The organism is Ensifer sp. GW101-20A05 (assembly GCF_059424735.1).
Genome location: NZ_JBWKZT010000005.1, coordinates 227,560 through 249,395 on the forward strand (window position 1 = coordinate 227,560; position 21,836 = coordinate 249,395).

The 21,836-nt window shown below is 63.0% G+C and carries 22 protein-coding genes; 13 read left to right on the forward strand and 9 right to left on the reverse strand.

What is annotated here, in order from left to right; all coding sequences use genetic code 11:
• Window positions 1–103: 103 nt before the first annotated feature.
• From ftsY to AC070A_RS15475, 4 genes are all read right to left on the reverse strand, one after another.
• Window positions 104–1,891, reverse strand: a complete 1,788-nt coding sequence (gene ftsY / locus AC070A_RS15460) for a signal recognition particle-docking protein FtsY (RefSeq protein WP_112995653.1) — start codon at window positions 1,889–1,891, stop codon at window positions 104–106.
• 18 nt (window positions 1,892–1,909) lie between these two features.
• Window positions 1,910–3,184, reverse strand: a complete 1,275-nt coding sequence (gene mtaB, locus AC070A_RS15465) for a tRNA (N(6)-L-threonylcarbamoyladenosine(37)-C(2))-methylthiotransferase MtaB (protein WP_112995654.1) — start codon at window positions 3,182–3,184, stop codon at window positions 1,910–1,912.
• Window positions 3,181–4,086, reverse strand: coding sequence for a diaminopimelate epimerase (gene dapF, locus AC070A_RS15470; RefSeq protein WP_058321794.1), 906 nt, complete (start codon window positions 4,084–4,086; stop codon window positions 3,181–3,183). The genes mtaB and dapF overlap by 4 nt, the downstream gene beginning before the upstream one ends.
• A 92-nt stretch (window positions 4,087–4,178) precedes the next feature.
• Window positions 4,179–5,195, reverse strand: coding sequence for an MBL fold metallo-hydrolase (locus tag AC070A_RS15475; protein WP_112995655.1), 1,017 nt, complete (start codon window positions 5,193–5,195; stop codon window positions 4,179–4,181).
• A 207-nt stretch (window positions 5,196–5,402) separates the two neighbouring features.
• Here AC070A_RS15475 and AC070A_RS15480 point away from each other — a divergent pair, with 207 nt between their 5' ends.
• The 6 genes from AC070A_RS15480 (at window position 5,403) to trmD (ending at window position 9,788) form a co-directional block, all read left to right on the forward strand.
• Window positions 5,403–5,792, forward strand: a complete 390-nt coding sequence (locus AC070A_RS15480; RefSeq protein WP_255571351.1) for a MarR family winged helix-turn-helix transcriptional regulator — start codon at window positions 5,403–5,405, stop codon at window positions 5,790–5,792.
• 255 nt (window positions 5,793–6,047) lie between these two features.
• Entirely contained in the window at window positions 6,048–7,613 is a 1,566-nt protein-coding gene (gene ffh / locus AC070A_RS15485) for a signal recognition particle protein (RefSeq protein WP_093233080.1), read from the forward strand.
• Window positions 7,614–7,626: 13 nt separating this feature from the next.
• Window positions 7,627–7,962 carry a chorismate mutase gene (locus tag AC070A_RS15490; RefSeq protein ID WP_065374094.1) on the forward strand — a complete coding sequence of 112 codons (336 nt, stop codon included), beginning with the start codon at window positions 7,627–7,629 and terminating at the stop codon, window positions 7,960–7,962.
• Window positions 7,963–7,999: 37 nt separating this feature from the next.
• Entirely contained in the window at window positions 8,000–8,374 is a 375-nt protein-coding gene (gene rpsP, locus AC070A_RS15495; RefSeq protein WP_057254922.1) for a 30S ribosomal protein S16, read from the forward strand.
• 146 nt (window positions 8,375–8,520) lie between these two features.
• Entirely contained in the window at window positions 8,521–9,084 is a 564-nt protein-coding gene (rimM, locus tag AC070A_RS15500; RefSeq protein ID WP_113736958.1) for a ribosome maturation factor RimM, read from the forward strand.
• 11 nt (window positions 9,085–9,095) lie between these two features.
• The gene (trmD, locus tag AC070A_RS15505; protein ID WP_058321797.1) at window positions 9,096–9,788 is read left to right on the forward strand and encodes a tRNA (guanosine(37)-N1)-methyltransferase TrmD; all 693 of its coding nucleotides are present in this window, start codon (window positions 9,096–9,098) and stop codon (window positions 9,786–9,788) included.
• On the opposite strand, the gene AC070A_RS15510 is transcribed toward trmD, so the two are convergent.
• Window positions 9,770–10,516 (reverse strand): sulfite exporter TauE/SafE family protein, encoded by a 747-nt coding sequence (locus AC070A_RS15510; protein ID WP_112995715.1) that lies wholly within the window; start codon window positions 10,514–10,516, stop codon window positions 9,770–9,772. The genes trmD and AC070A_RS15510 overlap by 19 nt on opposite strands.
• Before the next feature lie 326 nt (window positions 10,517–10,842).
• Here AC070A_RS15510 and rplS point away from each other — a divergent pair, with 326 nt between their 5' ends.
• From rplS to AC070A_RS15535, 5 genes are all read left to right on the forward strand, one after another.
• Window positions 10,843–11,385 (forward strand): 50S ribosomal protein L19, encoded by a 543-nt coding sequence (gene rplS, locus AC070A_RS15515; protein ID WP_057254924.1) that lies wholly within the window; start codon window positions 10,843–10,845, stop codon window positions 11,383–11,385.
• A gap of 126 nt (window positions 11,386–11,511) precedes the next feature.
• Complete coding sequence (locus AC070A_RS15520) at window positions 11,512–12,321, forward strand: basic amino acid ABC transporter substrate-binding protein (RefSeq protein WP_057254925.1); 810 nt, start codon at window positions 11,512–11,514, stop codon at window positions 12,319–12,321.
• A 9-nt stretch (window positions 12,322–12,330) separates the two neighbouring features.
• Window positions 12,331–13,152 carry an amino acid ABC transporter permease gene (locus tag AC070A_RS15525; RefSeq protein ID WP_110878749.1) on the forward strand — a complete coding sequence of 274 codons (822 nt, stop codon included), beginning with the start codon at window positions 12,331–12,333 and terminating at the stop codon, window positions 13,150–13,152.
• 243 nt (window positions 13,153–13,395) lie between these two features.
• Complete coding sequence (gene leuC, locus AC070A_RS15530) at window positions 13,396–14,805, forward strand: 3-isopropylmalate dehydratase large subunit (RefSeq protein ID WP_057254927.1); 1,410 nt, start codon at window positions 13,396–13,398, stop codon at window positions 14,803–14,805.
• A gap of 261 nt (window positions 14,806–15,066) precedes the next feature.
• On the forward strand, window positions 15,067–15,603 hold the full coding sequence (locus AC070A_RS15535; protein ID WP_057254928.1) for a SixA phosphatase family protein: 537 nt from the start codon (window positions 15,067–15,069) through the stop codon (window positions 15,601–15,603).
• Between the two features lie 18 nt (window positions 15,604–15,621).
• Here the strand turns inward: AC070A_RS15535 and AC070A_RS15540 are convergent, their stop codons facing one another.
• Window positions 15,622–16,170 carry a L,D-transpeptidase family protein gene (locus tag AC070A_RS15540; RefSeq protein WP_110878750.1) on the reverse strand — a complete coding sequence of 183 codons (549 nt, stop codon included), beginning with the start codon at window positions 16,168–16,170 and terminating at the stop codon, window positions 15,622–15,624.
• 143 nt (window positions 16,171–16,313) lie between these two features.
• Here AC070A_RS15540 and AC070A_RS15545 point away from each other — a divergent pair, with 143 nt between their 5' ends.
• Complete coding sequence (locus tag AC070A_RS15545) at window positions 16,314–16,997, forward strand: response regulator transcription factor (RefSeq protein WP_034802783.1); 684 nt, start codon at window positions 16,314–16,316, stop codon at window positions 16,995–16,997.
• A 120-nt stretch (window positions 16,998–17,117) separates the two neighbouring features.
• Complete coding sequence (locus AC070A_RS15550; protein WP_113736954.1) at window positions 17,118–17,573, forward strand: cyclic nucleotide-binding domain-containing protein; 456 nt, start codon at window positions 17,118–17,120, stop codon at window positions 17,571–17,573.
• Between the two features lie 22 nt (window positions 17,574–17,595).
• On the opposite strand, the gene AC070A_RS15555 is transcribed toward AC070A_RS15550, so the two are convergent.
• The 3 genes from AC070A_RS15555 to AC070A_RS15565 all read right to left on the reverse strand — a co-directional run bounded on the left by AC070A_RS15555 (window position 17,596) and on the right by AC070A_RS15565 (window position 21,788).
• Complete coding sequence (locus AC070A_RS15555; RefSeq protein ID WP_113736953.1) at window positions 17,596–19,779, reverse strand: TonB-dependent siderophore receptor; 2,184 nt, start codon at window positions 19,777–19,779, stop codon at window positions 17,596–17,598.
• A 346-nt stretch (window positions 19,780–20,125) separates the two neighbouring features.
• Window positions 20,126–20,932, reverse strand: a complete 807-nt coding sequence (locus AC070A_RS15560) for an exodeoxyribonuclease III (protein WP_057254932.1) — start codon at window positions 20,930–20,932, stop codon at window positions 20,126–20,128.
• A gap of 193 nt (window positions 20,933–21,125) precedes the next feature.
• The gene (locus AC070A_RS15565) at window positions 21,126–21,788 is read right to left on the reverse strand and encodes an outer membrane lipoprotein carrier protein LolA (protein ID WP_112995659.1); all 663 of its coding nucleotides are present in this window, start codon (window positions 21,786–21,788) and stop codon (window positions 21,126–21,128) included.
• Window positions 21,789–21,836: the final 48 nt, after the last annotated feature.

Sequence of the window (21,836 nt, forward strand, 5' to 3'; positions counted from 1 at the left end):
GGTCCTGTTTCTGCATGTGCCTGCTGCTCATAACACCAGCTTTGCGGCAAAACCATATCAAGGCAACGGCCCCGCGCAAATGCGCGGGCGCAGAACGGCCTCGTCAGGCGGCAACGCCGGCGATCGCTTCGGCGAAATCCTTGGCCTCGAAAGGCTCCAGATCGTCGATGCCTTCACCGACGCCGATAAAATAGACTGGCAGCTTGTGCTTGGCGGAGATGGCAACGAGGATGCCGCCGCGCGCCGTGCCGTCGAGCTTGGTCATGATCAGACCGCTGACGCCGGCGATATTGCGGAAGATCTCCACCTGCTGCAGCGCGTTCTGTCCGGTCGTGGCATCGAGCGTTTGGAGCACCGTGTGCGGTGCATCCGGATCGAGCTTGCCGAGCACGCGCACGATCTTCTCAAGTTCGGCCATCAGCTCCGCCTTGTTCTGCAGGCGGCCGGCGGTGTCGATGATCAGCACGTCGGACTTCTTCTCGCGCGCCTGCTGGAACGCTTCATAGGCGAGACCGGCGGCATCGGCGCCGAGCTTGGAGGAAACGATGTCGGACTTGGTGCGCTCCGCCCAGATCTTCAGCTGCTCGATCGCCGCGGCGCGGAAGGTGTCGCCGGCGGCAAGCATGACCTTGAGGCCTGCGCCCGAAAGCTTGGCGGCGAGCTTGCCGATCGTCGTGGTCTTGCCGGTGCCGTTGACGCCGACTACCAGAATGACATGCGGCTTGTGGCTGAGGTCGAGCTCCAGCGGCTTGGCGACGGGAGCGAGCACCTTGGTGATCTCGCCGGCCATGATGCGCGAGACGTCCTCGCCGGAGACATCCTTGCCATAGCGCTCGGAGGCGAGCGTGTCGGTGATGCGCATCGCGGTTTCGACGCCGAGGTCGGCCTGGATCAGCAGGTCTTCAAGGTCCTGCAGCGTTGCTTCATCGAGCTTGCGCTTGGTGAAGAGACTGGCGATCTGGCCGGTCAGTTGCGACGAGGTGCGGGCAAGGCCGCGGCGCAGGCGCTGGTACCAGGTGAGCTTTTCCTTCGGCGCGGCGAGGGGCTCGTCCTTGGGCTTGTTGTCGGTGGTCGCGAAGCCCTTGGGAAGGGCAGGGGCTGCGGCGGCTACCTCTGCTTCGCCGGCCTCGGTCGGCGCGACTTCGGCCACTGCTTCTGCAGCGTCGCTCTCTGTGGTTTCGAAGCTTTTGGGGAGGGCTGCGGCTTCACCCCTCTCTGCCCTGCCGGGCATCTCCCCCACAGGGGGGGAGATTGCGCTGGGCTCGCCCACGGCGTCAGCTACGGGCGTTTCGGCTGTCGTGATGTCGCGTAGTTCCGCTTCGGCATCGTCCGCAGTTGGCAAGGCTTCTGCGGTGCCCTCGATGGTCTCGGCCACGTGGGAGGTTACGACGATCTCAATGGAATCCGCTGGGGAATCCGCTGGCTTCTCGTCGGCAACAGCTTCCGCGGTCTCGGTGGTTAGAGACGCATCGTCGATGGCTGCCTTGGTCTCCGTCTGATCTCCCTCCTTTTGGGGGAGATGTCCCGAAGGGACAGAAGGGGGTATCGCAACGCTGTCCTCAAACGGTGTGGCCCCGGCCTCGTCACGCGTCAGCTCTTCGGCATCGTCGGAAGCCGGACCGCCCGCAGTCTCGATCTCGGCTTCGAGCACCGGATCGTCCTCGGAGAGCGGCAGCGTCTCGATATCGACAGGCGGCTCGAAGGCGGCGTCCGGGGTCTCTTCGGCAATTTCAGCCGCGGCGACAGGCGCAGACGGTTCCACCGCCTCGACACTTGGCTCCACCTCTGGCGAAGAGACAATCGTCTCCTCGGGCACACCTTCCGGCGGCTTCGTTTCCTCCACCGCGCCCTTGCCGAAGGTGAAGATCCTCTTGATGAAACCCATTGCCATTCAGGAATTCCGCATAAATCAGGCCGCAGCCATCTGTTTTACCTGCATCGTCAGATGCTTGCCATTGTGGCCGGTGATTAAGACCGGGACAAGCGCGCGGGCCTTCAGGCCGGCGGCATCGACGAGCGTGAAGTTTTGTGTGTGGGCGAGCCCGTTGTTTTCGACCAGGATCGTCTGCTCGCTGCCGACCATGCCTGCGAGGTGGCGGGCGTAGAGCGTTGCGCCAACCGCGCGCAGACGCGCGGCGCGATCCTTGACGAGCGCCCGATCGAGCTGTGGCATACGTGCTGCCGGCGTTCCAGGACGCGGGCTATAGGGAAAGACGTGCAGATGGGCGATGCCGCAATCCTCGGCGAGCTTCGTCGCATTCTCAAACATCTCCTCGGTCTCCGTCGGGAAACCGGCGATCATGTCGGCGCCAAGACTGATCTCGGGCCGCAGCCGGCGGACTTCATCCGTAAAGGCGCGGGCGTCGGCGCTTGAGTGGCGGCGTTTCATGCGCTTCAGGATCAGGTCGTCGCCATGCTGCAGCGACAGGTGCAGATGCGGCATGAAGCGCGCCTCGTCGGCGATCAGGTCGAAGAGATGTTTGTCGGCCTCGATGCCGTCGATCGAGGAAAGGCGCAGGCGGAGGATCTCCGGCACCTGCTTCAAAAGCGTCTTGGCAAGCAGGCCGAGCGTCGGGGCACCCGGTAGGTCGGCGCCGTAGCTGGTCGCGTCGACGCCGGTGAGCACGATCTCGCAGTAGCCTGTTTCAACGAGCTTGCGCGCCTGGTCGACCACTGCACCCATCGGCACGGAGCGGGAATTGCCGCGGCCATAGGGGATGATGCAGAAGGTGCAGCGATGATCGCAGCCGTTCTGGACCTGGATGAAGGCGCGCACGTGGCCGTCGATATGCTTGACCATCTGCGGTGCCGTCGCACGCACGCTCATGATATCGTTGACGCGCAGTTTCTCTTCCGCCGAAACGCCGAAATCGGGCAGCGAACGATAGGATGCGCTTTTCAGCTTCTCCTCGTTGCCGAGCACGGCGTCGACCTCAGCCATTTCGGCAAAGGTCTGCTTTTCCGTCTGCGCGGCGCAGCCGGTGACGATGATACGGGCATGCGGATTGTCGCGGCGGGCACGGCGGATCGCCTGGCGCGCCTGGCGCACGGCCTCGCCGGTGACGGCGCAGGTGTTGACGAGGATGGCGTTGTTCAGCCCCGCCTTCTCGGCTTCGGCCCGCATCACTTCGGATTCGTAGGTATTGAGACGGCAGCCGAAGGTTATGACCTCGACGCCGCTCAAAGCGCCCGCGCTCCGCTGCCCGCGCTCTCCGCCTCGTCGCGCTGCCAGGTGCCGGTGGTCGGGTTCAGCGTGCCGGACCATTCCCATTCGGCCGGGCCGGTCATGATCACGTGATCGTCGCGCTCGCGCCATTCGATCGTCAGCGGCCCGCCGGGCACGTTGACGATGACATTGCGGTCGGTGCGTTCGGTACGGGCGGCGCTGACGGCGGCGGCGCAGGCGGCCGAGCCGCAGGCAAGCGTCAGCCCGGCGCCGCGCTCCCAGGTCCGAAGATCCAGTTCGCCGCGCGAAAGGACACGGGCAATCGAGATGTTGGCGCGCTCGGGGAAGATCGGATGGTTTTCGAGCAACGGGCCGAAGCGCTCGAGATCGTAGGACCAGACGTCGTTGTCGACCCAAAAGATCGCGTGCGGATTACCCATCGAGGCGACCGACGGCGAATGCAGCACGGGATTGTCGATCGGGCCGATCTGCAGCTCGATGCGGCGCGTGTCGTGGAATTCCTCGGAAAGCGGGATTTCGTTCCAGGCAAAGCGCGGGGTTCCCATGTCGACGGATATGGTGCCGTCGTCGTGTTCCTTGGCTTCGAGCAGGCCGGCGACCGTATGAAAGAGGAAGGCCTTCTTGCCGGTTTCGGCGGCGAGCGCCTGGACGACGCAGCGCGTGCCGTTGCCACAGGCCTGGGCCATGGAGCCATCGGAATTGACGATGTCGATCCAGGCATCGGTGCCGGTGGCCTTCGGGTCGTGGATCGCCATGATCTGGTCGAAGGCAGTTGCTGCGTCGGCATTGAGCGCGATCGCGGCTGCCGGCGTCACCCGATCTTTCCGACCGCGCATGTCGACGACGAGGATCTTGTTTCCAAGCCCGTTCATTCTGGCGAATTGCACGTTGTCGGTCATGTAGCGATGGTCCAAACCGGCCCGCGTCAAGCAGGGCACCCTTCATTCGGGCTGTATATGGCGGAAAAGCCCGGAAATTACCAGTGCCGCCTTCATTCCGCGGCGGATGCAGCGGCAGGCACGTCGAAGACCTCGCCGGGGCGCAGCGGCCGGAAGCGGGCGCGGGCGATACCGGCCGCATCAAGCGCCCGTTCCAGCGCCAGCCGCGGCTCGTCGACGCCCTCGTCGGTCAGGCGGAACGTGCCCCAGTGGTGGCCGGCGACATGGGTGGCGGCGCAATCGATCATCCCGCGCACTGCCTCTTCCGGATTCTGGTGCTGGTCCTGCATAAACCAGCGCGGTTCGTAGGAACCGAACGGCAGGTTGGCGAGGCGGAACGGCCCGTGTTTTTCGCGGGCGGCCCGATAATTTATGCCGTCGTGAAAGCCGGTGTCGCCGACATGGTAGATCTTGCCTGCCGGAGTCTCCAGAACGAAGGCGGCCCAGAGCGCCATGCGGCGGTCGCGCGAGCCGCGGGCCGACCAGTGATGGCAGGGCTCCGCATGGATCACGATGTCATCACCGCAATCGACCCGGTCGTTCCAGTCGACCACGGTTATCTCGGCATCGGGAACGGCGTGGCGGATGATCGTGTCGTTACCGAGCGGGGTGATGATCCGGGGCGCGTGCTCCTCCTGCAGTGCGGCCAGCGTTTCGACATCGAGATGGTCGTAGTGGTTGTGGGTGACGAGCACGATGTCGATCGGCGGCAGATCGTCGAGCTCGATGCCGGGGGCGTTGTAGCGCTGCGGTCCGGCAAAGGCGAAAGGGCTGGCGCGACGCGCCCAGACGGGGTCGGTGAGAATGTTCACGCCGTGCACCTGGACGAGCAACGTCGCGTGGCCGACCATCGTCACGCGCAGGCGTTCGCCTTCGACGCTGAGTTCGGGTTTCACTTGCTCGAACGGACTTGGATTGTGCGCCGGCCAGCGTGCCTTGCCACCAGCGAACTGCCAGCGCAGCAAATCAGCCATGCCCTTGGGCGGCCTGCCGCCGGGATTGAAGAAGCGCGTCCCGTCGAAATGGTCGGAGACGGGGCCTCGATAGTATGGGTTCTGCGATTTCTTCATCCCGAGCCTTTCGGCATGTCTGTGATTGCATGAGATGGTGCGCCGGCGCATCCGATGGAAGATCGGGCTTTAACAAATTCTTGAAAACAGCAACTGGATTGCTATCGTGCTTTGATGCTCGTTCGATTCGACCCGCATGAACGCCTCTACAAGACCCTTCGGCTGGTCCGCTCCGTCCATCTCAATATGCAACGAGCGTCGGAGCATATGCTCGATGGCGCAGGTATATCCGTGGCGGAGCGCGCGGTTCTCGAACTTTTTTACGAAGTGCAGCTGACTGTGCCGGACGCGGCGCGACGCCTGTCGATGAAACGGCAGTTCGTGCTGCGCATCGTCACCGGGCTGATGGACAAGCAATTGCTGGAACGGCAGCCGAATCCGGAGCACCGACGCGCCTATCTTTGCGTCCCGACTGCCGCCGGACGCGATCTGTTCGAGGAAATCCATCGCCGCGAAGTCGAGATGCTGCACGCCTTGCTCGGCGATATCAATCAGACCGAAGTGGTGGCTACGCTCCGGGTGATGACGCGGGTGGCGACGGCCTTTGAGCAGCTGGCGGGCGAACTGGATGCAGCCGTCGAGGGCGAGGCGGTCTGAGCCAAAACGCCGTCATTGCCCTGCCGTCCTTGACTTTTGCCGCGCTTTCCTGTTTATCCGCCGCAATTCCTTCGCAAGCTCAAGTCTTCGAAGCCGCCGACCGGGTCCCGTAAAGGTGTAAAGAGAACCCGGAGGTCAACATCCGACAGCGCGTTGCGCCCTCGGGTGGTTTTTGGCTTTGCGCCTTGTTTTCTGCGCGAAGGAACCCACGTTTCCGGCGAGTTGATCGCCACCGGAAACCAGAAGGAAGTGAGAATGTTCGAGAGCCTCCAGGACCGCCTTGGTTCCATATTGAATGGACTGACCGGCCGCGGCGCATTGTCGGAAGCCGATGTTTCCGCTGCGCTTCGCGAGGTTCGCCGTGCGCTGCTCGAAGCCGACGTCGCGCTCGACGTCGTGCGCTCCTTCACTGAAAAGGTTCGCGAAAAGGCCGTCGGCGCCGAAATCCTGAAATCGATCAAGCCTGGCCAGATGGTCGTCAAGATCGTCCATGATCAGCTGATCGAGATGCTCGGCTCCGAGGGAGTCACCATCGACCTCAACGCGCCGGCGCCGGTTGTCATCATGATGGTCGGTCTGCAGGGCTCGGGTAAGACGACCACCACCGGCAAGATCGCCAGCCGGATGAAGACGCGGGACAAGAAAAAGGTCCTGATGGCTTCGCTCGACACGCGCCGCCCGGCTGCCCAGGAGCAGCTGCGTCAGCTCGGCGTGCAGACCGGCGTCGATACGCTGCCCGTTATTACCGGCCAGTCGCCGACCGATATCGCCGCGCGCGCGGTCCAGGCCGCCAAGCTCGGCGGTCATGACGTCGTCATCCTCGATACCGCCGGCCGTACCCATATCGACGAGCCGCTGATGATCGAGATGGCGGAGATCAAGCGGAAGTCCAATCCGCATGAAATCCTGCTCGTCGCCGATGCGCTGACCGGTCAGGACGCCGTCAATCTTGCCCGCAGCTTCGACGAACGCGTCGGCATCACCGGCCTGGTGCTCACCCGTATGGACGGTGACGGCCGAGGCGGTGCAGCGCTGTCGATGCGTGCCGTCACCGGCAAGCCGATCAAGCTCATCGGTGTCGGCGAAAAGATGGGCGAACTTGAAGAGTTCCATCCGCGCCGTGTTGCCGACCGCATTCTCGGCATGGGCGACATTGTCTCGCTGGTCGAAAAGGCGGCCGAGAACATCGACGCCGAAAAAGCGGCCGCCATGGCCGCCAAGATGGCCAAGGGCAAGTTCGACCTCAACGACCTCGCCGACCAGCTTGGCCAGATGCAGAAGATGGGCGGCATGGGCGGTATCATGGGCCTGATGCCCGGCATGGCCGGCATGAAGGACAAGATGGCCGCCGCCGGTCTCGACGATAAGCTGTTCGGACGCCAGATCGCCATCATCTCCTCGATGACCAAGGCCGAGCGCGCCAATCCGGACCTGCTCAAGCATTCGCGCAAGAAGCGCATTGCCGCCGGTTCCGGCACCGATGCCGCCGACATCAACAAGCTTCTGAAGATGCACCGCCAGATGGCGGACATGATGAAGATGATGGGTGGCAAGGGCAAAGGCGGCATGATGAAGCAGATGATGGGCGGCCTTGCCAACAAGATGGGGCTTGGTGGCCTCGGCGGCGGCGGTGTGCCCGACCTGTCGAAGCTCGACCCGAAGCAGCTCGAAGCGCTGCAGAAGCAGGCGGAAGCAGCCGGCCTCAAGCCGGGCGGCATGCCGGGTCTTGGCGGCGGTGGCCTGCCGGGTCTCGGCGGCGCCAAGCTTCCGGGCCTCGGTGGCGGTTTCCCCGGCCTTCCCGGCCTGCCGAAGAAGAAGTGAGGATCGGTGAGAGATGATTGATCCCGAAATCAAACAGGAATTGGCGGGTTACCGGCAGTCGATCGACAACATCGATGCCGCACTCGTCCACATGCTGGCCGAACGCTTCCGCTGCACCCAGGCAGTCGGCGTTCTCAAGGCCAAGCATGATCTGCCGCCGGCCGACCCGGCGCGCGAAGAATACCAGATCGAACGCCTGCGCCGCCTGGCCAAGGATGCCAATCTGGATCCGGATTTCGCCGAGAAGTTCCTGAACTTCATCATCAAGGAAGTCATCCGGCATCATGAAGCCATCGCCGCCGATCGCTCGCACAACGCGGGCAACGCCGGCACAAACCATTCCGCTTGAACGAAGCGGTCAAGAAAGCCTGCAAGGAGTAATTGAAATGGCACTGAAAATTCGTCTCGCCCGTGGCGGTTCCAAGAAGCGTCCGTACTACCAGATCGTCGTTGCTGACGCCCGCAGCCCGCGTGACGGCCGCTTCCTCGAGAAGATCGGCTCCTGGAACCCGATGCTCGGCAAGGACGACGAAAAGCGCGTCGAGCTCGACGCCGAGCGCATCGCTCACTGGATCGCCCAGGGCGCCCAGCCGACCGACCGCGTTCTGCGCTTCCTCGACCAGGCTGGCCTCGCAAAGCGTCCGGCTCGCAGCAACCCGACCAAGGCTGTTCCGGGCAAGAAGGCTCAGGAGCGCGCTGCTGAAGCCAAGCAGAAGGCTGAAGACGCCGCTGCTGCCGCTGCAGAAGCTGCCGCAGAATAATAGCCGGCAAATGGTTTGAAGCAGGATGCACGGGCTTCCGTCCGCGTCCACTTCCAACCTGTCGTGACTTTAAGGAAACGGGTGGCATTTCCATGCCGCCCGTTTTCCGTTATGTGCACCCTGAACTCCCGAAATGGACGCGGACGATGAGCAAACTCGAAAACCCGGTTCTGATGGCGACGATCGGCGCGGCGCAAGGCTTGCGCGGCGAGGTCAGGGTCAAATCCTTTACCGACGACCCGACGGCGCTCGGCGACTACGGCAATTTGCACAGCGCCGACGGACGTGTTTTCGAGGTGCTGGAAATCCGCGAGGCGAAGAACGTCGTCATCGTGCGCTTCCGTGGTGTCAACGATCGCAACGCCGCCGAGGCGCTCAATGGTCTTGAGCTGTTCATCGAGCGGGACAACCTGCCCGACGACGACCTCGACGAGGACGAGTTCTTCTATGCCGATCTCGAAGGGCTGGAAGCGATCGACGGCAATGGCAGCAGCTATGGCAAGGTTAGCGGCGTTTTCGATTTCGGCGCCGGCGATCTTCTGGAGCTGAAAGGTCCGGGCCGGCGCCCGGTGCTGATCCCCTTCACCGAATGGTCGGTTCTGGAGATCGATCTGGAAGCGGGCAAGCTGCTGGTCGATCCGGTCGCGGCAGGCCTTTCCGAGGACAAGGACCAGGATTCGGGCAATCCGTTTTCCGCCAAGCGCAAGTGAGCGATGCGGCGATGACTTTTCGCGCGACTGTCCTGACGCTCTATCCCGAAATGTTTCCGGGCCATCTCGGCGCGTCCCTTTCGGGTAAGGCGCTGGAGCGCGGCCAATGGTCGATCGAGCCGGTGCAGATCCGCGATTTCGCCGAGGACAAGCACCGCACCGTCGACGACACGCCGGCCGGCGGCGGAGCCGGCATGGTGCTGAAGCCGGACGTGCTCGCCCGCGCGATCGACCATGTCTCTGAGGGCGACGACCGTCCACGCCTGTTGATGAGCCCGCGCGGTCGGCCGCTGACGCAAGAGCGGGTGCGTGAGCTCGCGGCCGGGCCTGGCGTCGTCATCGTCTGCGGACGCTTCGAAGGCGTCGACCAGCGGGTGATCGATGCCCGCGGCCTCGAAGAGGTTTCCATAGGCGACTATATTCTTTCGGGCGGCGAGCCGGCGGCGCTGACACTGCTCGATGCCGTGGTGCGCATCCTGCCGGGTGTCATGGGCAATGAGCTTTCAGGCGTGCATGAGAGCTTCGAAGGCGGCCTGCTCGAACATCCGCACTACACCCGCCCGCAGATCTTCGAGGGCCGCGAGATCCCGGCGGTGCTGACCTCGGGCAATCACGGCGCCATTGCCAAGTGGCGCGAGGCAGAGGCGCGGCGTCTGACGGCCGAGCGCAGGCCCGATCTTCTCGATCAGCCCGTGAAGAAATAATAGGCGGCAAGCAGCAGGCCGACGGCGACCACCAGCGCGCGAATGACGGCCTGCGGTACCCTCCGGGCCGCCCAGACGCCGCTGTAGCCGCCAAGTGCTGCCCCCGGCACCATGATCGCCGCATGCAGCCAGGAGACGACGCCGCCGGCGGCGAAGACGACGATGGCGATTGCCGCAATCACGATCGAGATGAAGTTCTTGAGCGCGTTCAGCCGGTGATAGCCACCACCGGTCGCCAGCCCCAGCACCGCCAGCATCATGATGCCCATGCCGGCGCCGAAGAAGCCGCCATAGATGGAGGTGACGAACTGGGCGCCGATGCCGGCCGGATTGATCGCATGCTCGTCGACGCGCGCCTTGGGCTTCAAGAGCGGCCCGGCGGCGAAGATCGCCGTCGCCGCCAGCAGCAACCAGGGCACCAGCGCGCGGAAGGAGGCGTTGGAAAGCGAGATGAGAAGCAGTGCGCCGGCAAGGCCGCCGAGCGCCGAGATCACGCCGAGCAGGATGGCATAGCGCTTGTCGGCGCGGATCTCCTTGGCATAGGCGAGCGCCGAGGTGATGTAGCCCGGGAGCTGGATGATCGAGGAGGTCGCGTTGGCCACGATCGGCGAGAGGCCGCCAAGCGTCATCGCCCCGAAGGTCAGGAACGTTCCGCCGCCGGCGATGGCATTGACGACGCCGGACAGGAAGCCGGCCGCAAACAGCATGAGCACTTCAAAGATATGCATGGTCTCCCCCGACCCACCACGCTCGGGATAGCCGGTGGCAGGGATGGCCGCAAGCCCGTCCGCTCGGACAATCGAGCATGCATCCATCCGGGTTTTCTGATAGAAAGGCGTTTCTTGCCGCGGATCGCCGAGAAAATATGGCTTCCGGGGATGACAAGGCGGATCGATTGGTGTATGTGCCGGCCCGGTTCGGGTTCTGTGCCCGTCGACCAAAACAAAGAATGGCGAATCCGCTCCTGCCGGTTTCCGGCAAGACCTGAAGGCAAGCCCGACAGGTTCATCGAGAGCGCTCTGGCTGTTTCAGAAGAACTTGAAAGGTTAAACCGATGAACATCATCCAGCAGCTGGAAGCCGAACAGGCCGCCAAGATTGCCGCCAAGCGCACGCTCCCCGAATTCTCCGCCGGCGACACGCTGCGCGTCAACGTCCGCGTTGTCGAAGGCAGCCGTACCCGCGTTCAGGCCTATGAAGGCGTCTGCATCGCTCGTTCGGGCGGCGGCATCAACGAAAGCTTCACCGTTCGCAAGATCTCCTACGGCGAAGGCGTCGAGCGCGTATTCCCGGTTTACTCTCCGCTCGTCGAAAGCGTCGAAGTTGTTCGCCGCGGTAAGGTCCGTCGCGCCAAGCTCTACTACCTGCGCGATCGTCGCGGCAAGTCGGCTCGTATCGTCGAGAACACCGGTACGCGCGCCCGCAAGCTGAACGACGCCGAGCGCCAGGCCGTTGCCGAGGAAAAGGCACGCATCGAAGCTGAAAAGATCGCAGCAGCTCAGGCTCTCGCCGCCGAAAAGGCAGCAGCCGAAGCAGCAGAAGCCAAGGCCGCTGCAGAAGCCGCCGAAGCCAAGGCAGCAGAAGCTGCAGCGGAATAAGATTTCAATCCATTCGGATTGTTGGAAAGGCGGCGTCAGGCCGCCTTTCTTTTTTGGTACTATGCGCTTGTCTTTCCGACGGAATTTGTGACATTTTCCGCTGCCACACTTTTCGGGAGCCCTCCAATGACAATCCGTCGCCACGTGCTTGCGGGCATCGCAGCTGCACTTGCCGTTCCTTTCGCATTTTCTGCACCGGCTGTTGCCAGCGATCTGCCCGATCTCGGCGGCAAGACGGTTGTCGTCGTCACGGAGAACGCCTACCCGCCGCTGCAGTTCGTCGACCCCAAGACCGGCGAGGCCAAAGGCTGGGAATACGACGCCATGAACGAGATCGCCAAGCGGTTGAATTTCAAGGTCGAATACCAGAACACCAGCTGGGACGCGATGATCCAGGCAGTGCATGACGGCCAGTACCAGATCGGCATGACCGGCATCACCATCAAGGACGACCGCAAGGAGAAGGTCGACTTCTCGGACCCCTACATGCGCTCGCAGCAGTTCATGCTGGTGCGCAGCGATGAAAACCGTTTCAACGACGGCAAGAGTTTCGGCGCCTTTGCCGACGGTCTCGTCGGCGCACAGCCGGGCACCTCGCCGTTCTACACCGCCGTCTACGAAATGCTCGACGGCAACGAGCAGAACCCACGCATCAAGCTGTTCGAGACCTTCGGTGCGACTGTCCAGGCGCTGAAGGCCGGCGACGTCGACGTGGTTCTGACCGACAGCGTCGCCGCCAAGGGTTATGTCGATTCCTCCGAAGGCAAGCTCAAGGTCGTCGGCGGTCCGCTCGGCACCGAGGATTTCGGCTTCATCTTCCCGAAGGGCTCGGACCTCGTCGCTCCGGTCAACGCCGCGATCAAGGCGCTGAAGGAAGACGGCACCTTCGATGCCCTCGATAAGAAGTGGTTCCTCGAATACAAAATGGGCGGCTGATCCGAGGCTATGGCCGCTCCGCAATCTCCTGACATGTCCGGCAAGGGCGACTATCCCTGGTGGTTGGTCGCCCTTCTTGTGATCGCGGTGGCGCTTGCCGCCGTGATCGTCAGCAATGACATCTTCTCCGAGGTCTTCACCGTCGTCTTCAAAGGCCTTGGCGTCACCGTCTTCGTAACGCTCATGGGCTTTGTGCTGGCGACGACGCTCGGCCTCGGTATTGCGCTGATGGCGCTGTCCGAGCACTCGTCGCTCCGGCAGATCGCGCGCTTCTACACCGAGATCATCCGCGGTGTGCCGATCCTTGTGCTTCTCTTCTATATCGCCTTCGTCGGGGCGCCGGCGCTTGTCGTCGCCGCCAATTTCATCTGCGCGCCGTTGATCGGCGCCGGCTGGATGGAACCCTTCGTCGTGCGCGACATATCGCTGATGTGGCGGGCGATCATCGCCTTGATGATCGGCTATTCCGCCTTCATTGCCGAAGTGTTCCGGGCCGGCATCCTCTCGGTCGACAAGGGACAGATCGAGGCGGCCAAGGCGCTCGGGCTCTCGCGCTACCAGCGCTTTCGCCTGGTCGTCTTTCCGCAGGCAATCCGGGTGATCCTGCCGCCTCTTGGCAACGACTTCATCGCCATGGTCAAGGATTCCTCGCTCGTCTCGGTGCTCGGCGTCGCCGACATTACGCAGATGGGCAAGGTCTATGCTTCCGGTTCCTTTCGCTTCTTCGAGACCTATTCGATCGTCGCCTATGTCTATCTGGTGCTGACCATCGGTCTGTCGCTGGGATTGCGGGGTCTGGAGCGGCGGCTGCGGCGCGCGGAGGCCCGCTGAGCGCGATCACGCCAATTGCCGACCTGTCAAAAAATTGATATGAACGCGCTCATGGAATCCAAATTCGGATGTCGCGAACAGAAAATCGTCGTGCTGCAGGATCACAAGCGCCTGCCGGCACGCTTCTTTGCGCGCGTCCACGGGGCGCTCACAAGCCGCCTATCCTGATCTGCTGATCAGTGTTTCCGGCCGCCCTGCCGCCGGCTTTCCCTACCTTTTGAAAAACTCGATGGATATACCGCCATGAGCGCACCGCGTACCCTCTATGACAAAATCTGGGACGACCACCTGGTCAACGAACAGGAAGACGGCACCTGTCTTCTCTACATCGACCGTCACCTCGTTCACGAAGTGACGAGCCCGCAGGCCTTCGAAGGCCTGCGCATGGCCGGCCGCCAGGTCCGCGCCCCGGAAAAGACGCTTGCCGTCGTCGACCACAACGTTCCGACCTCGCCTGACCGCCACCTCGGCATCAAGAACGAGGAAAGCCGCATCCAGGTCGAGGCGCTGGCCAAGAACGCCGCCGAGTTCGGCGTCGAATACTACTCCGAGAACGACAAGCGCCAGGGCATCGTGCACATCGTCGGCCCGGAGCAGGGCTTCACCCTGCCGGGCATGACCATCGTCTGCGGTGACAGCCACACTTCGACGCACGGCGCCTTCGGTTCGCTGGCGCACGGCATCGGCACGTCCGAGGTCGAGCACGTGCTCGCCACCCAGACGCTGATCCAGAAGAAGGCGAAGAACATGCTGGTGCGCGTCGACGGCCAGCTTCCGCCCGGCGTCACCGCCAAGGACATCATCCTCGCCATCATCGGCGAGATCGGCACGGCCGGCGGTACCGGCCACGTGATCGAATTTGCCGGCGAAGCGATCCGCTCGCTGTCGATGGAAGGTCGCATGACCATCTGCAACATGACGATCGAAGGCGGCGCCCGCGCCGGCCTGATCGCGCCGGACGAGACGACGTTTGCCTATATCAAGGACAAGCCGCGCGCGCCGAAGGGCAAGGCCTGGGACATGGCGCTCGACTACTGGAAGACGCTGCACACGGACGAGGGCGCCCATTATGATCGCGTCGTCGTGCTCGATGCTGCCAACCTGCCGCCGATCGTTTCCTGGGGTTCCTCTCCGGAAGACGTGATTTCGGTTCAGGGTATCGTTCCCAACCCGGACGAGATCCAGGAAGAAACCAAGCGCGCCTCCAAGTGGCGTGCGCTCGACTATATGGGCCTGAAGCCGGGTACCAAGATCACCGACATCGGTATCGACCGCGTCTTCATCGGCTCCTGCACCAACGGCCGCATCGAGGACCTGCGTGAAGTTGCCAAGGTGGTGGAAGGCCGCAAGGTTGCTTCGACGGTTTCGGCAATGATCGTTCCGGGCTCGGGCCTCGTCAAGGAACAGGCGGAAGCCGAAGGCCTCGACAAGATCTTCAAGGAAGCCGGCTTCGACTGGCGCGAGCCGGGCTGCTCCATGTGCCTGGCGATGAACGACGACCGGCTGAAGCCGGGCGAGCGTTGCGCGTCCACGTCGAACCGCAACTTCGAGGGACGTCAGGGCTTCAAGGGGCGCACGCATCTGGTCTCGCCGGCAATGGCGGCGGCCGCTGCGGTTTCGGGTCACTTCGTCGACATCCGCGAATGGAAATAAGCCGGATTTGAGCTTTTCCGGCGCAAATGGCCGCCCTTCGGGGCGGCCTTTTTTGTTTGTCCGCACGTCAGCGCTCCGCGCGGATCGGCGAATTGCGCTAAGCTGCCTGCTCACAAGTCTACAGCGCCGGGCGTCTTATCAGACGCGCAAAGGTCGCTGTAGCACTTTGAATTGCTGCATGTTTTTGTCCTTAAATCGGCTACGATTAAAGGAAACATGCAGTAGGAACGGTTGGCCGAAGGGCGTTTGGGAGGACGACGGATGAGCGACGATCTGCCTGTACAAAGCTACTGCCTGATGCTGTTGCGCCATGCCAAGTCCGCCTGGCCGGATGGTGTTGCCGACATCAATCGTCCGCTCGGCGAGCGCGGCCGCAAGGCGGCGCCGCTGATGGGAAAGTACATAGCCCGGCATAAGCTCGTGCCGGATCTTGCACTGGTTTCGACCGCCAAGCGCGCGCAAGAGACCTGGCAATTGGTGGCGTCCGCCCTGTCGTCCGAGGTCGCGGTCGAGAATACCCGTGCGATCTACGAGGTGGGCGCCTCGCAGATCCTGAGCGTTCTGCGCGCGACGGATCCGGCTGTCAGGACTTTGCTGATCGTCGGCCATAATCCCGGCATGGAAGATCTGGCGCACGAACTCGTCGGCTCCGGCGATGCGGATCTGCGCATACGCATGGCGGACAAGTTTCCGACGGCCGCCCTTGCGGTGCTCGAGTTCGAAGCTGTGGGCTGGCGTGAGCTTATGCCCGGCGGCGCCAAACTCGCGCGTTTTGTGACCCCGCGCTCGCTCGACTGAGTTGTTTGCAGGCCTGGATCAAAGCACCCGCACGACGGTGCCGCGCCGCATATGAGGCATCAGCCGCGACATGGCGGGCAGGCTGACCGCGACGCAGCCCTGCGTCGGTTCATAACCCGGCCGGATCAGGTGGAAGAAGATCGCCGAACCGGCATTTCGACGGCGTGCGAGGAGGTTCCAGTCCATCACCAGGCAGATGTCGTAGAGCCCGTCTTCGCGCATCATCTCTTCGTGGCTCGGTGAGAAAGGTGCCATGACCGGACGATTGTATTGGGCGTGACCTGGGGCGTCGCACCAGAGCATGTCCTTGCGCGTCGCTCGCGTCGGCAGTGGTGTCGGCGGCAGAAAGAGACGATCGCGCCTGACATAGCCGCCGATCACCTTCATGGCGGCACGCGGCGTCGCGCCGTCGCCTTCACGCTTCAGGCTGGTAATGCCGCTTCGTCCGATCGCCGCCTGCTCGACGCGGCCATCGAAACACACCAGGGCCCGCTTTCGATCGCGCGGCGCCGGGCGGACTGTGATGATGGACTTGGCTGGTCTTTTTCCCGACGTTTTCTTGCGCATCATTCTCACGGATTTTTGCTTTGCCCGTGATTTGGGCGGCACCATAAGCACGGTTGCAGGTATAAGGACTTACCGACGCTGGCTCGCTTGCCAACACGGGCATTTGAGCTAGTTTGAAAACGGAAGCAAACAGGAATTGTCCCATGGCGACCCGTACCATTCTTCTTGTCGATGACGACAATGACCTGCGCGAAACATTGGTCGAGCAACTCTCGCTCTACGAAGAGTTCGATCTCATCCAGGAAGCGACCGCCGGCAAGGGCATCCAGACCGCGCGGGCGCAGCAGGTGGACCTCTTGATCATGGATGTCGGCTTGCCCGACATGGATGGCCGCGAGGCGGTGAAGCTTCTGCGCAAGGGCGGCTTCAAGGCGCCGATCATCATGCTGACCGGGCACGACACCGATTCGGATACGATCCTCGGTCTCGAGGCCGGCGCCAACGACTATGTCACGAAGCCGTTCCGCTTCGCCGTGCTGCTTGCCCGTATCCGTGCGCAGTTGCGCCAGCATGAACAGAGCGAGGATGCGACCTTCAGCGTCGGGCCCTATACGTTCAAGCCCAGCCAGAAGCTGCTGACGCTGGAAAACGGCCAGAAGATCCGCCTCACCGAGAAGGAAGCGGCGATCATCCGCTACCTCTACCGCGCCGACCAGAAAGTGGTGACGCGCGACGTGCTGCTCGAAGAGGTCTGGGGCTACAATTCCGGCGTCACGACACACACGCTCGAAACCCACGTCTACCGGCTGCGCCAGAAAATCGAGCGGGACCCTTCCAATGCCGAGATTTTGGTGACAGAGAACGGCGGCTACAAGATCGTACCGTAGCCGGGGTGGGGAAGGTGCGAAGCGGTTTGCCGCCCGAATCCTGCTCCATGTCATCTAGACTGATCGTGCGCGATCCGGCTCGCTTGGGGTCGGGTGCCGTGATTTCGGGAGGTTAGCCGTTTGGCGCTCAACGACGATATCGTGCTTCTGTCCAACGTGCCGCTGTTTGCCGATATCAGCGAGGACAAGCTGAGGCTGATCGCCTTCGGCGCGGAACGACGCCGCATATTCAAGGGGCAAGAGCTGTTTCGCGAAGGGGCGCCCGCGGATTGCGCCTATGCGATTGCGAGTGGCAGCCTGTTCTTGTCGAAGGTTGGCGTCGATGGTTCCGAGGCGACGGTCTCGACGGTCGGCCGCGGGGCGCTGCTGTCGGAACTGGCGCTGATCTCGATGGTCGAACGCAAGTTCACGGCGACCGCCGAGGAAGACAGCGAAGTCATCCGCATCAACCGGCCGCTCTTCCGCCGCATGCTGGAAGAGTACCCGGAAGTGGCAGAGCTCGTCGAAGCGCGCATCCGCGAGAATCTGCAGGCGATGATCCGCCGGGCCGGCGCGCTCGCCGGCCGCTTTGCTTGAAGTAAGTAACGGCTTCCGGGCGCTACCACCGATACTTCAGCGAACCGAGCACCGTGCGGCCCTGCCCGAAATAGCAATAGCCATCGGTGCAGACCTCTTCGCGGCGATCGCCGAGATTGGTGGCGCTGACGGCGAGCGACAGCCCGTCGAGGTCGGGGTTCTTGACGCCGAAGTCGTAGGCGATCGAGGCGTCGAAATAGACGGCACCACCGTTCTTGGCGGTATTGGCATCGGATGTGTAGGAGCTTGATGCCAGGCGCACCCCGCCGCCGAGGCTCAAGCCTGCTAGCTGCATGTCGTCGGGCAGCAGATAGTTGACCCACAGCGATGCGACATGGCGCGGCTTCGTCGACGGCACGTTGCCGATCAGCGACGGGTCGACATTCCCGGTGATTTCGGCGTCGTTGTAGGTGTAGGCGGCGATGACGCTCAGGCCGTTGTCGAACTCCCGGCGCCCTTCCACCTCGAAGCCATTGGTCGTCACTTCGCCTGTCGATTTGTAGTAGTAGCCGACAGGAAGGGACGCGTCCGATACATATTGCGGAGCGCCGGTTTCGACGATCCGGTAGTAGGCCGCACTCAACGAGTAGGCCTCGCCCTCGGGCTGGTATTTCACGCCAAGCTCGATCTGCTCGCCGGTCGTCGGATCGAGCACGGTGCCGTCGGCCGAAAGTTCGGTGCGCGGCACGAAGGAGGTGCTGTAGCTGGCATAGGGCGCGATGCCGTTGTCGAAGAGATAGAGAAGGCCCGCCTGGCCGGTGAGTTCGCCATCATCCTTGCGGTCGACGACGCCGGTGTTCTTGTTGGTGCTGGTCTGGTCGACCCAGTCATGGCGAAGGCCGCCGACGGCGCGCCAGTTGCCGAACTCCGCCTGGTCCTGGACATAGATGCCGGTCTGCCGGAGATCACGACCGCTGAAGCTGGTGAGCGCAGGCGTCGGGCCGCTGATCCCAAAGATGGGGTTGTTGAGATCGAAACGATAGGCCGGATCGACGGCACCGAAGCCGAGACCGAAATCGGAGGTGATCCAGGTATAGTCGAGGCCGGTCAGGAGCGTGTGCGAGACTGCGCCGGTGTCGAAGGCGGCCTCGAGCTGATTGTCGATCTGGTAGGCACGCTGGTCGTCCTTGATCGCGACGGGCGAGCGATCGAAGACGTCGGGTGCCACCTCGGTCCCGAACTGCAGGTAACGGGCCTTCAGGTCGAGATCGCTGACGCGGCCGTGCTGGCGGAAGGTCAGGCCGTTGTCGAAGTCGTGCTCGAACTTGTAGCCGGCCTGATACTGCCGAACCTTCTGGTAGTCGTGGTCCGGGTCGCTGTAGCGCAGCAGCCGGCCATCATGTTCGAGCACCCGCGGGCTGGCATCGCTCTCGCCCTGCTGCCCGAGGCCATAGACGGTCAGCGACGTGCCCTCGTCCGGCTTCCAGGTAAAGGAAGGCTGCAGCAGGTAGCGGTCGTCGGCGACGTCGTAGTTGGTCTCGCCGTTCCTCAGGAGCCCGACGATGCGATAGAGAAAATCGCCGTCGGCCGTTGCCGGCCCGCCGACGTCGAAGGCGGCCTGGGTGCGTCCGATCGTGCCATATTGCAGCTCGACCTCGCGGTGCGTCTCCTCCTCAGGCATCTTCGATATGCGATTGACGATGCCGCCGACGCCGGCCGCGCCGTACATGACCGAGACCGGACCCTTGAGGATCTCGATTCGTTCGAGGCCGTAGACCTCCGTCGGAAAGGTTCCGTAGTTCATGTAGGGCTGGCGCAGGCCATCGCGGAAGTCGCCGGTCGTCGTCGTCTCGAAGCCGCGGATGTAGATCTGGTCGAAGCGCGGATCGAAGCCGAAGGCGCCGGTCGTGACGCCGGCGGCGTAACGCGTCGCCTGGATCATGTCCTGCACGCCGCGCTCTTCGAGTTCCTTGCGCGTGACCACCGAGACGGAGCGGGGCGTTTCGATCAGCGGCGTATCGGTCTTCAGCGCCGAAACGTTGCGCGTCGGCACGATTGTGTCGTTATCCTCAGCGATCGTCGCGGCTGTCTTGCCGGCCGTCACCTCGATTTTTTCCAGCCGTGTCGTCTTCTGGCTTTCGGTCGATTGCGCAGAGGCCGCAGTCGACGAAAGGAATACGGCGGCAGCGCTTGCAGCCAGGACGGTGGTTGCGGAGAGCGCGCGGCGCGACGCGCGCATGACGTGGATCGGCAAGGTCTTTCGCATGTCTGGCCCTCTTGCGGGCGCACGAAAGCCCTCCGGCGAAGGCCAGAGCAAAGCGCCCCAATATCCGAGCGAGATGAGGAAAAGTGCGTGCGGTTTTCCGCCCGCATCTCGCTCTCATTTCTGAGAATCGATCACGTTTATGATTGTGGGTCGAACGACCCACAATCATCGTGATCTAGTGAAAACGACGGCTGATCTGCCGTCGGAGGCGGTGTCCCCGCCGCCCGAAAAGAGGGATAGTCCGTTTGGAAATGGGCATCAAGAAAAATATGATTCTTTTAGTCATGTTTTTCTTGATGAAAACGTCAAGCGCGCAAGGCGCGTGCCGCCGCTTGGTGAAAAGCGGTTAGATATCGAAATGCGCAATGACGGGCACGTGGTCGGAGGGGCGTTCCCAGCCGCGCGCTTCGCGCAGGATGTCGACGTTCTTGAGCGCCGGCGCCAGGTCCGCGGAGGACCAGATGTGGTCGAGCCGGCGGCCGCGGTCGGCCGCTTCCCAGTCCTTCGCCCGGTAACTCCACCAGGTGTAGAGCTTGGTCGGCGCCGGTGTGTGCTGGCGCATCAGATCGACCCAGCCGCCGCCGTTCATGACCGTGGTCAGCCCTTCGGTTTCGATCGGCGTGTGGCTGACGATCTTCAGGAGCTGCTTGTGCGACCAGACGTCGTCTTCCAGAGGCGCGATGTTGAGGTCGCCGACGAGGATCGAGGAAATGCCAGCCTCGGCTTCGGCATGTAGCAGCTTCATCTCTTCGACGAAATCGAGCTTGTGGCCGAATTTCGGGTTGATGCTGCGGTCCGGCTCGTCGCCGCCTGCCGGGACATAGAAATTGTGCAGGCGGATCTTCTTGCCGCCGGCCTCGAAAACAACCGAGAGGTGGCGGGCATCGCCGACGCCGCAATAGTCGCGGCGGTCGCTGAGCTCATGCAGGGGCAGGCGCGAGATCGTCGCCACGCCGTGATAGCCCTTCTGGCCGTGCATCTCGATATGATTGTAGCCGAGTGCCTTCAGTGGCTTGGACGGGAACTGGTCATTCGGGCACTTGGTTTCCTGCAGGCAGAGGATGTCCGGCTGCCAGGTCTTCAGCAGGTGTTCGACGAGCGGCATGCGCAGGCGAACGGAGTTGATGTTCCAAGTGGCGACGGAAAGGGCCATGCGTCATTCCCTGATCGGCTGGGGCCGGACGCTCGCGAAGGGAAGGCCGGCTCGGGATGGATGTTGACCCGAGCTTTAAGCAGGTCCGGCGCGCCGGGACAAGGAATGCGCGAACGGGAGCGCATGAAAAAGGCCGCCATCCGGCGGCCTGTGTGCATAATACCAGCGGTCGAGATGCCGGCGGTTAGGTCGCTCAGCCGCCCCGCTTGTTGCGGACCTCGTCGTAGGGGATCTGGAAGACCTTGTCGTCCAGCGCCATCCCGGTCTGGACATTGAAGATCATGACCGATGTGTCCTTCTTCTGCGCGTCGGTGATCGTCCACTGGCGCAGGTCATAGGTCTTCGGGTCGAACATCATGGTGATGGTCGAATCGCCGAAAATCGAGCGGTCGCCAAGCACGATGGTGATGAGGTCGGACTCTTCCTTGACGTCGCGCACCATCTTGCCGGTCAGGTCGATCTTCTCGCTGAGCAGCAGATTGAGCGGCGTCTTCGACAGCGGATAGATGTCCCAGGTCTTGAGCTTCATATTGCCGATGACCACCGACTTGCCGTCGGCAATGACACGCATCGGCGAGGGGGCCTCGTAGTTGAAGCGGATGCGGCCGGGGCGGCGGATATAGAACTTGCCGCCGGTCTGCTCGCCGCGCGGGCCGAACTGCACGAACTCGCCGGCCATCGTCTTTACCGAGGAGAAGTGATCGGCGATCTTCTGGGCGGCTCTCGGCGCCCGGGCGAAGGCTTCAGCGATGTCGAGACCGGTGCCGCCGATGCCGGCGAATGCCGCAAGCCCGCACACGAAGAGGCGGCGCGAAATTACCGGGTGGTTGCGCTCGCCGTTCTTGGTCTCTGTCATCTCAGTCTCCTTCATTTACGGATCATCTGGAGCGCAAGTGCGGCGCCT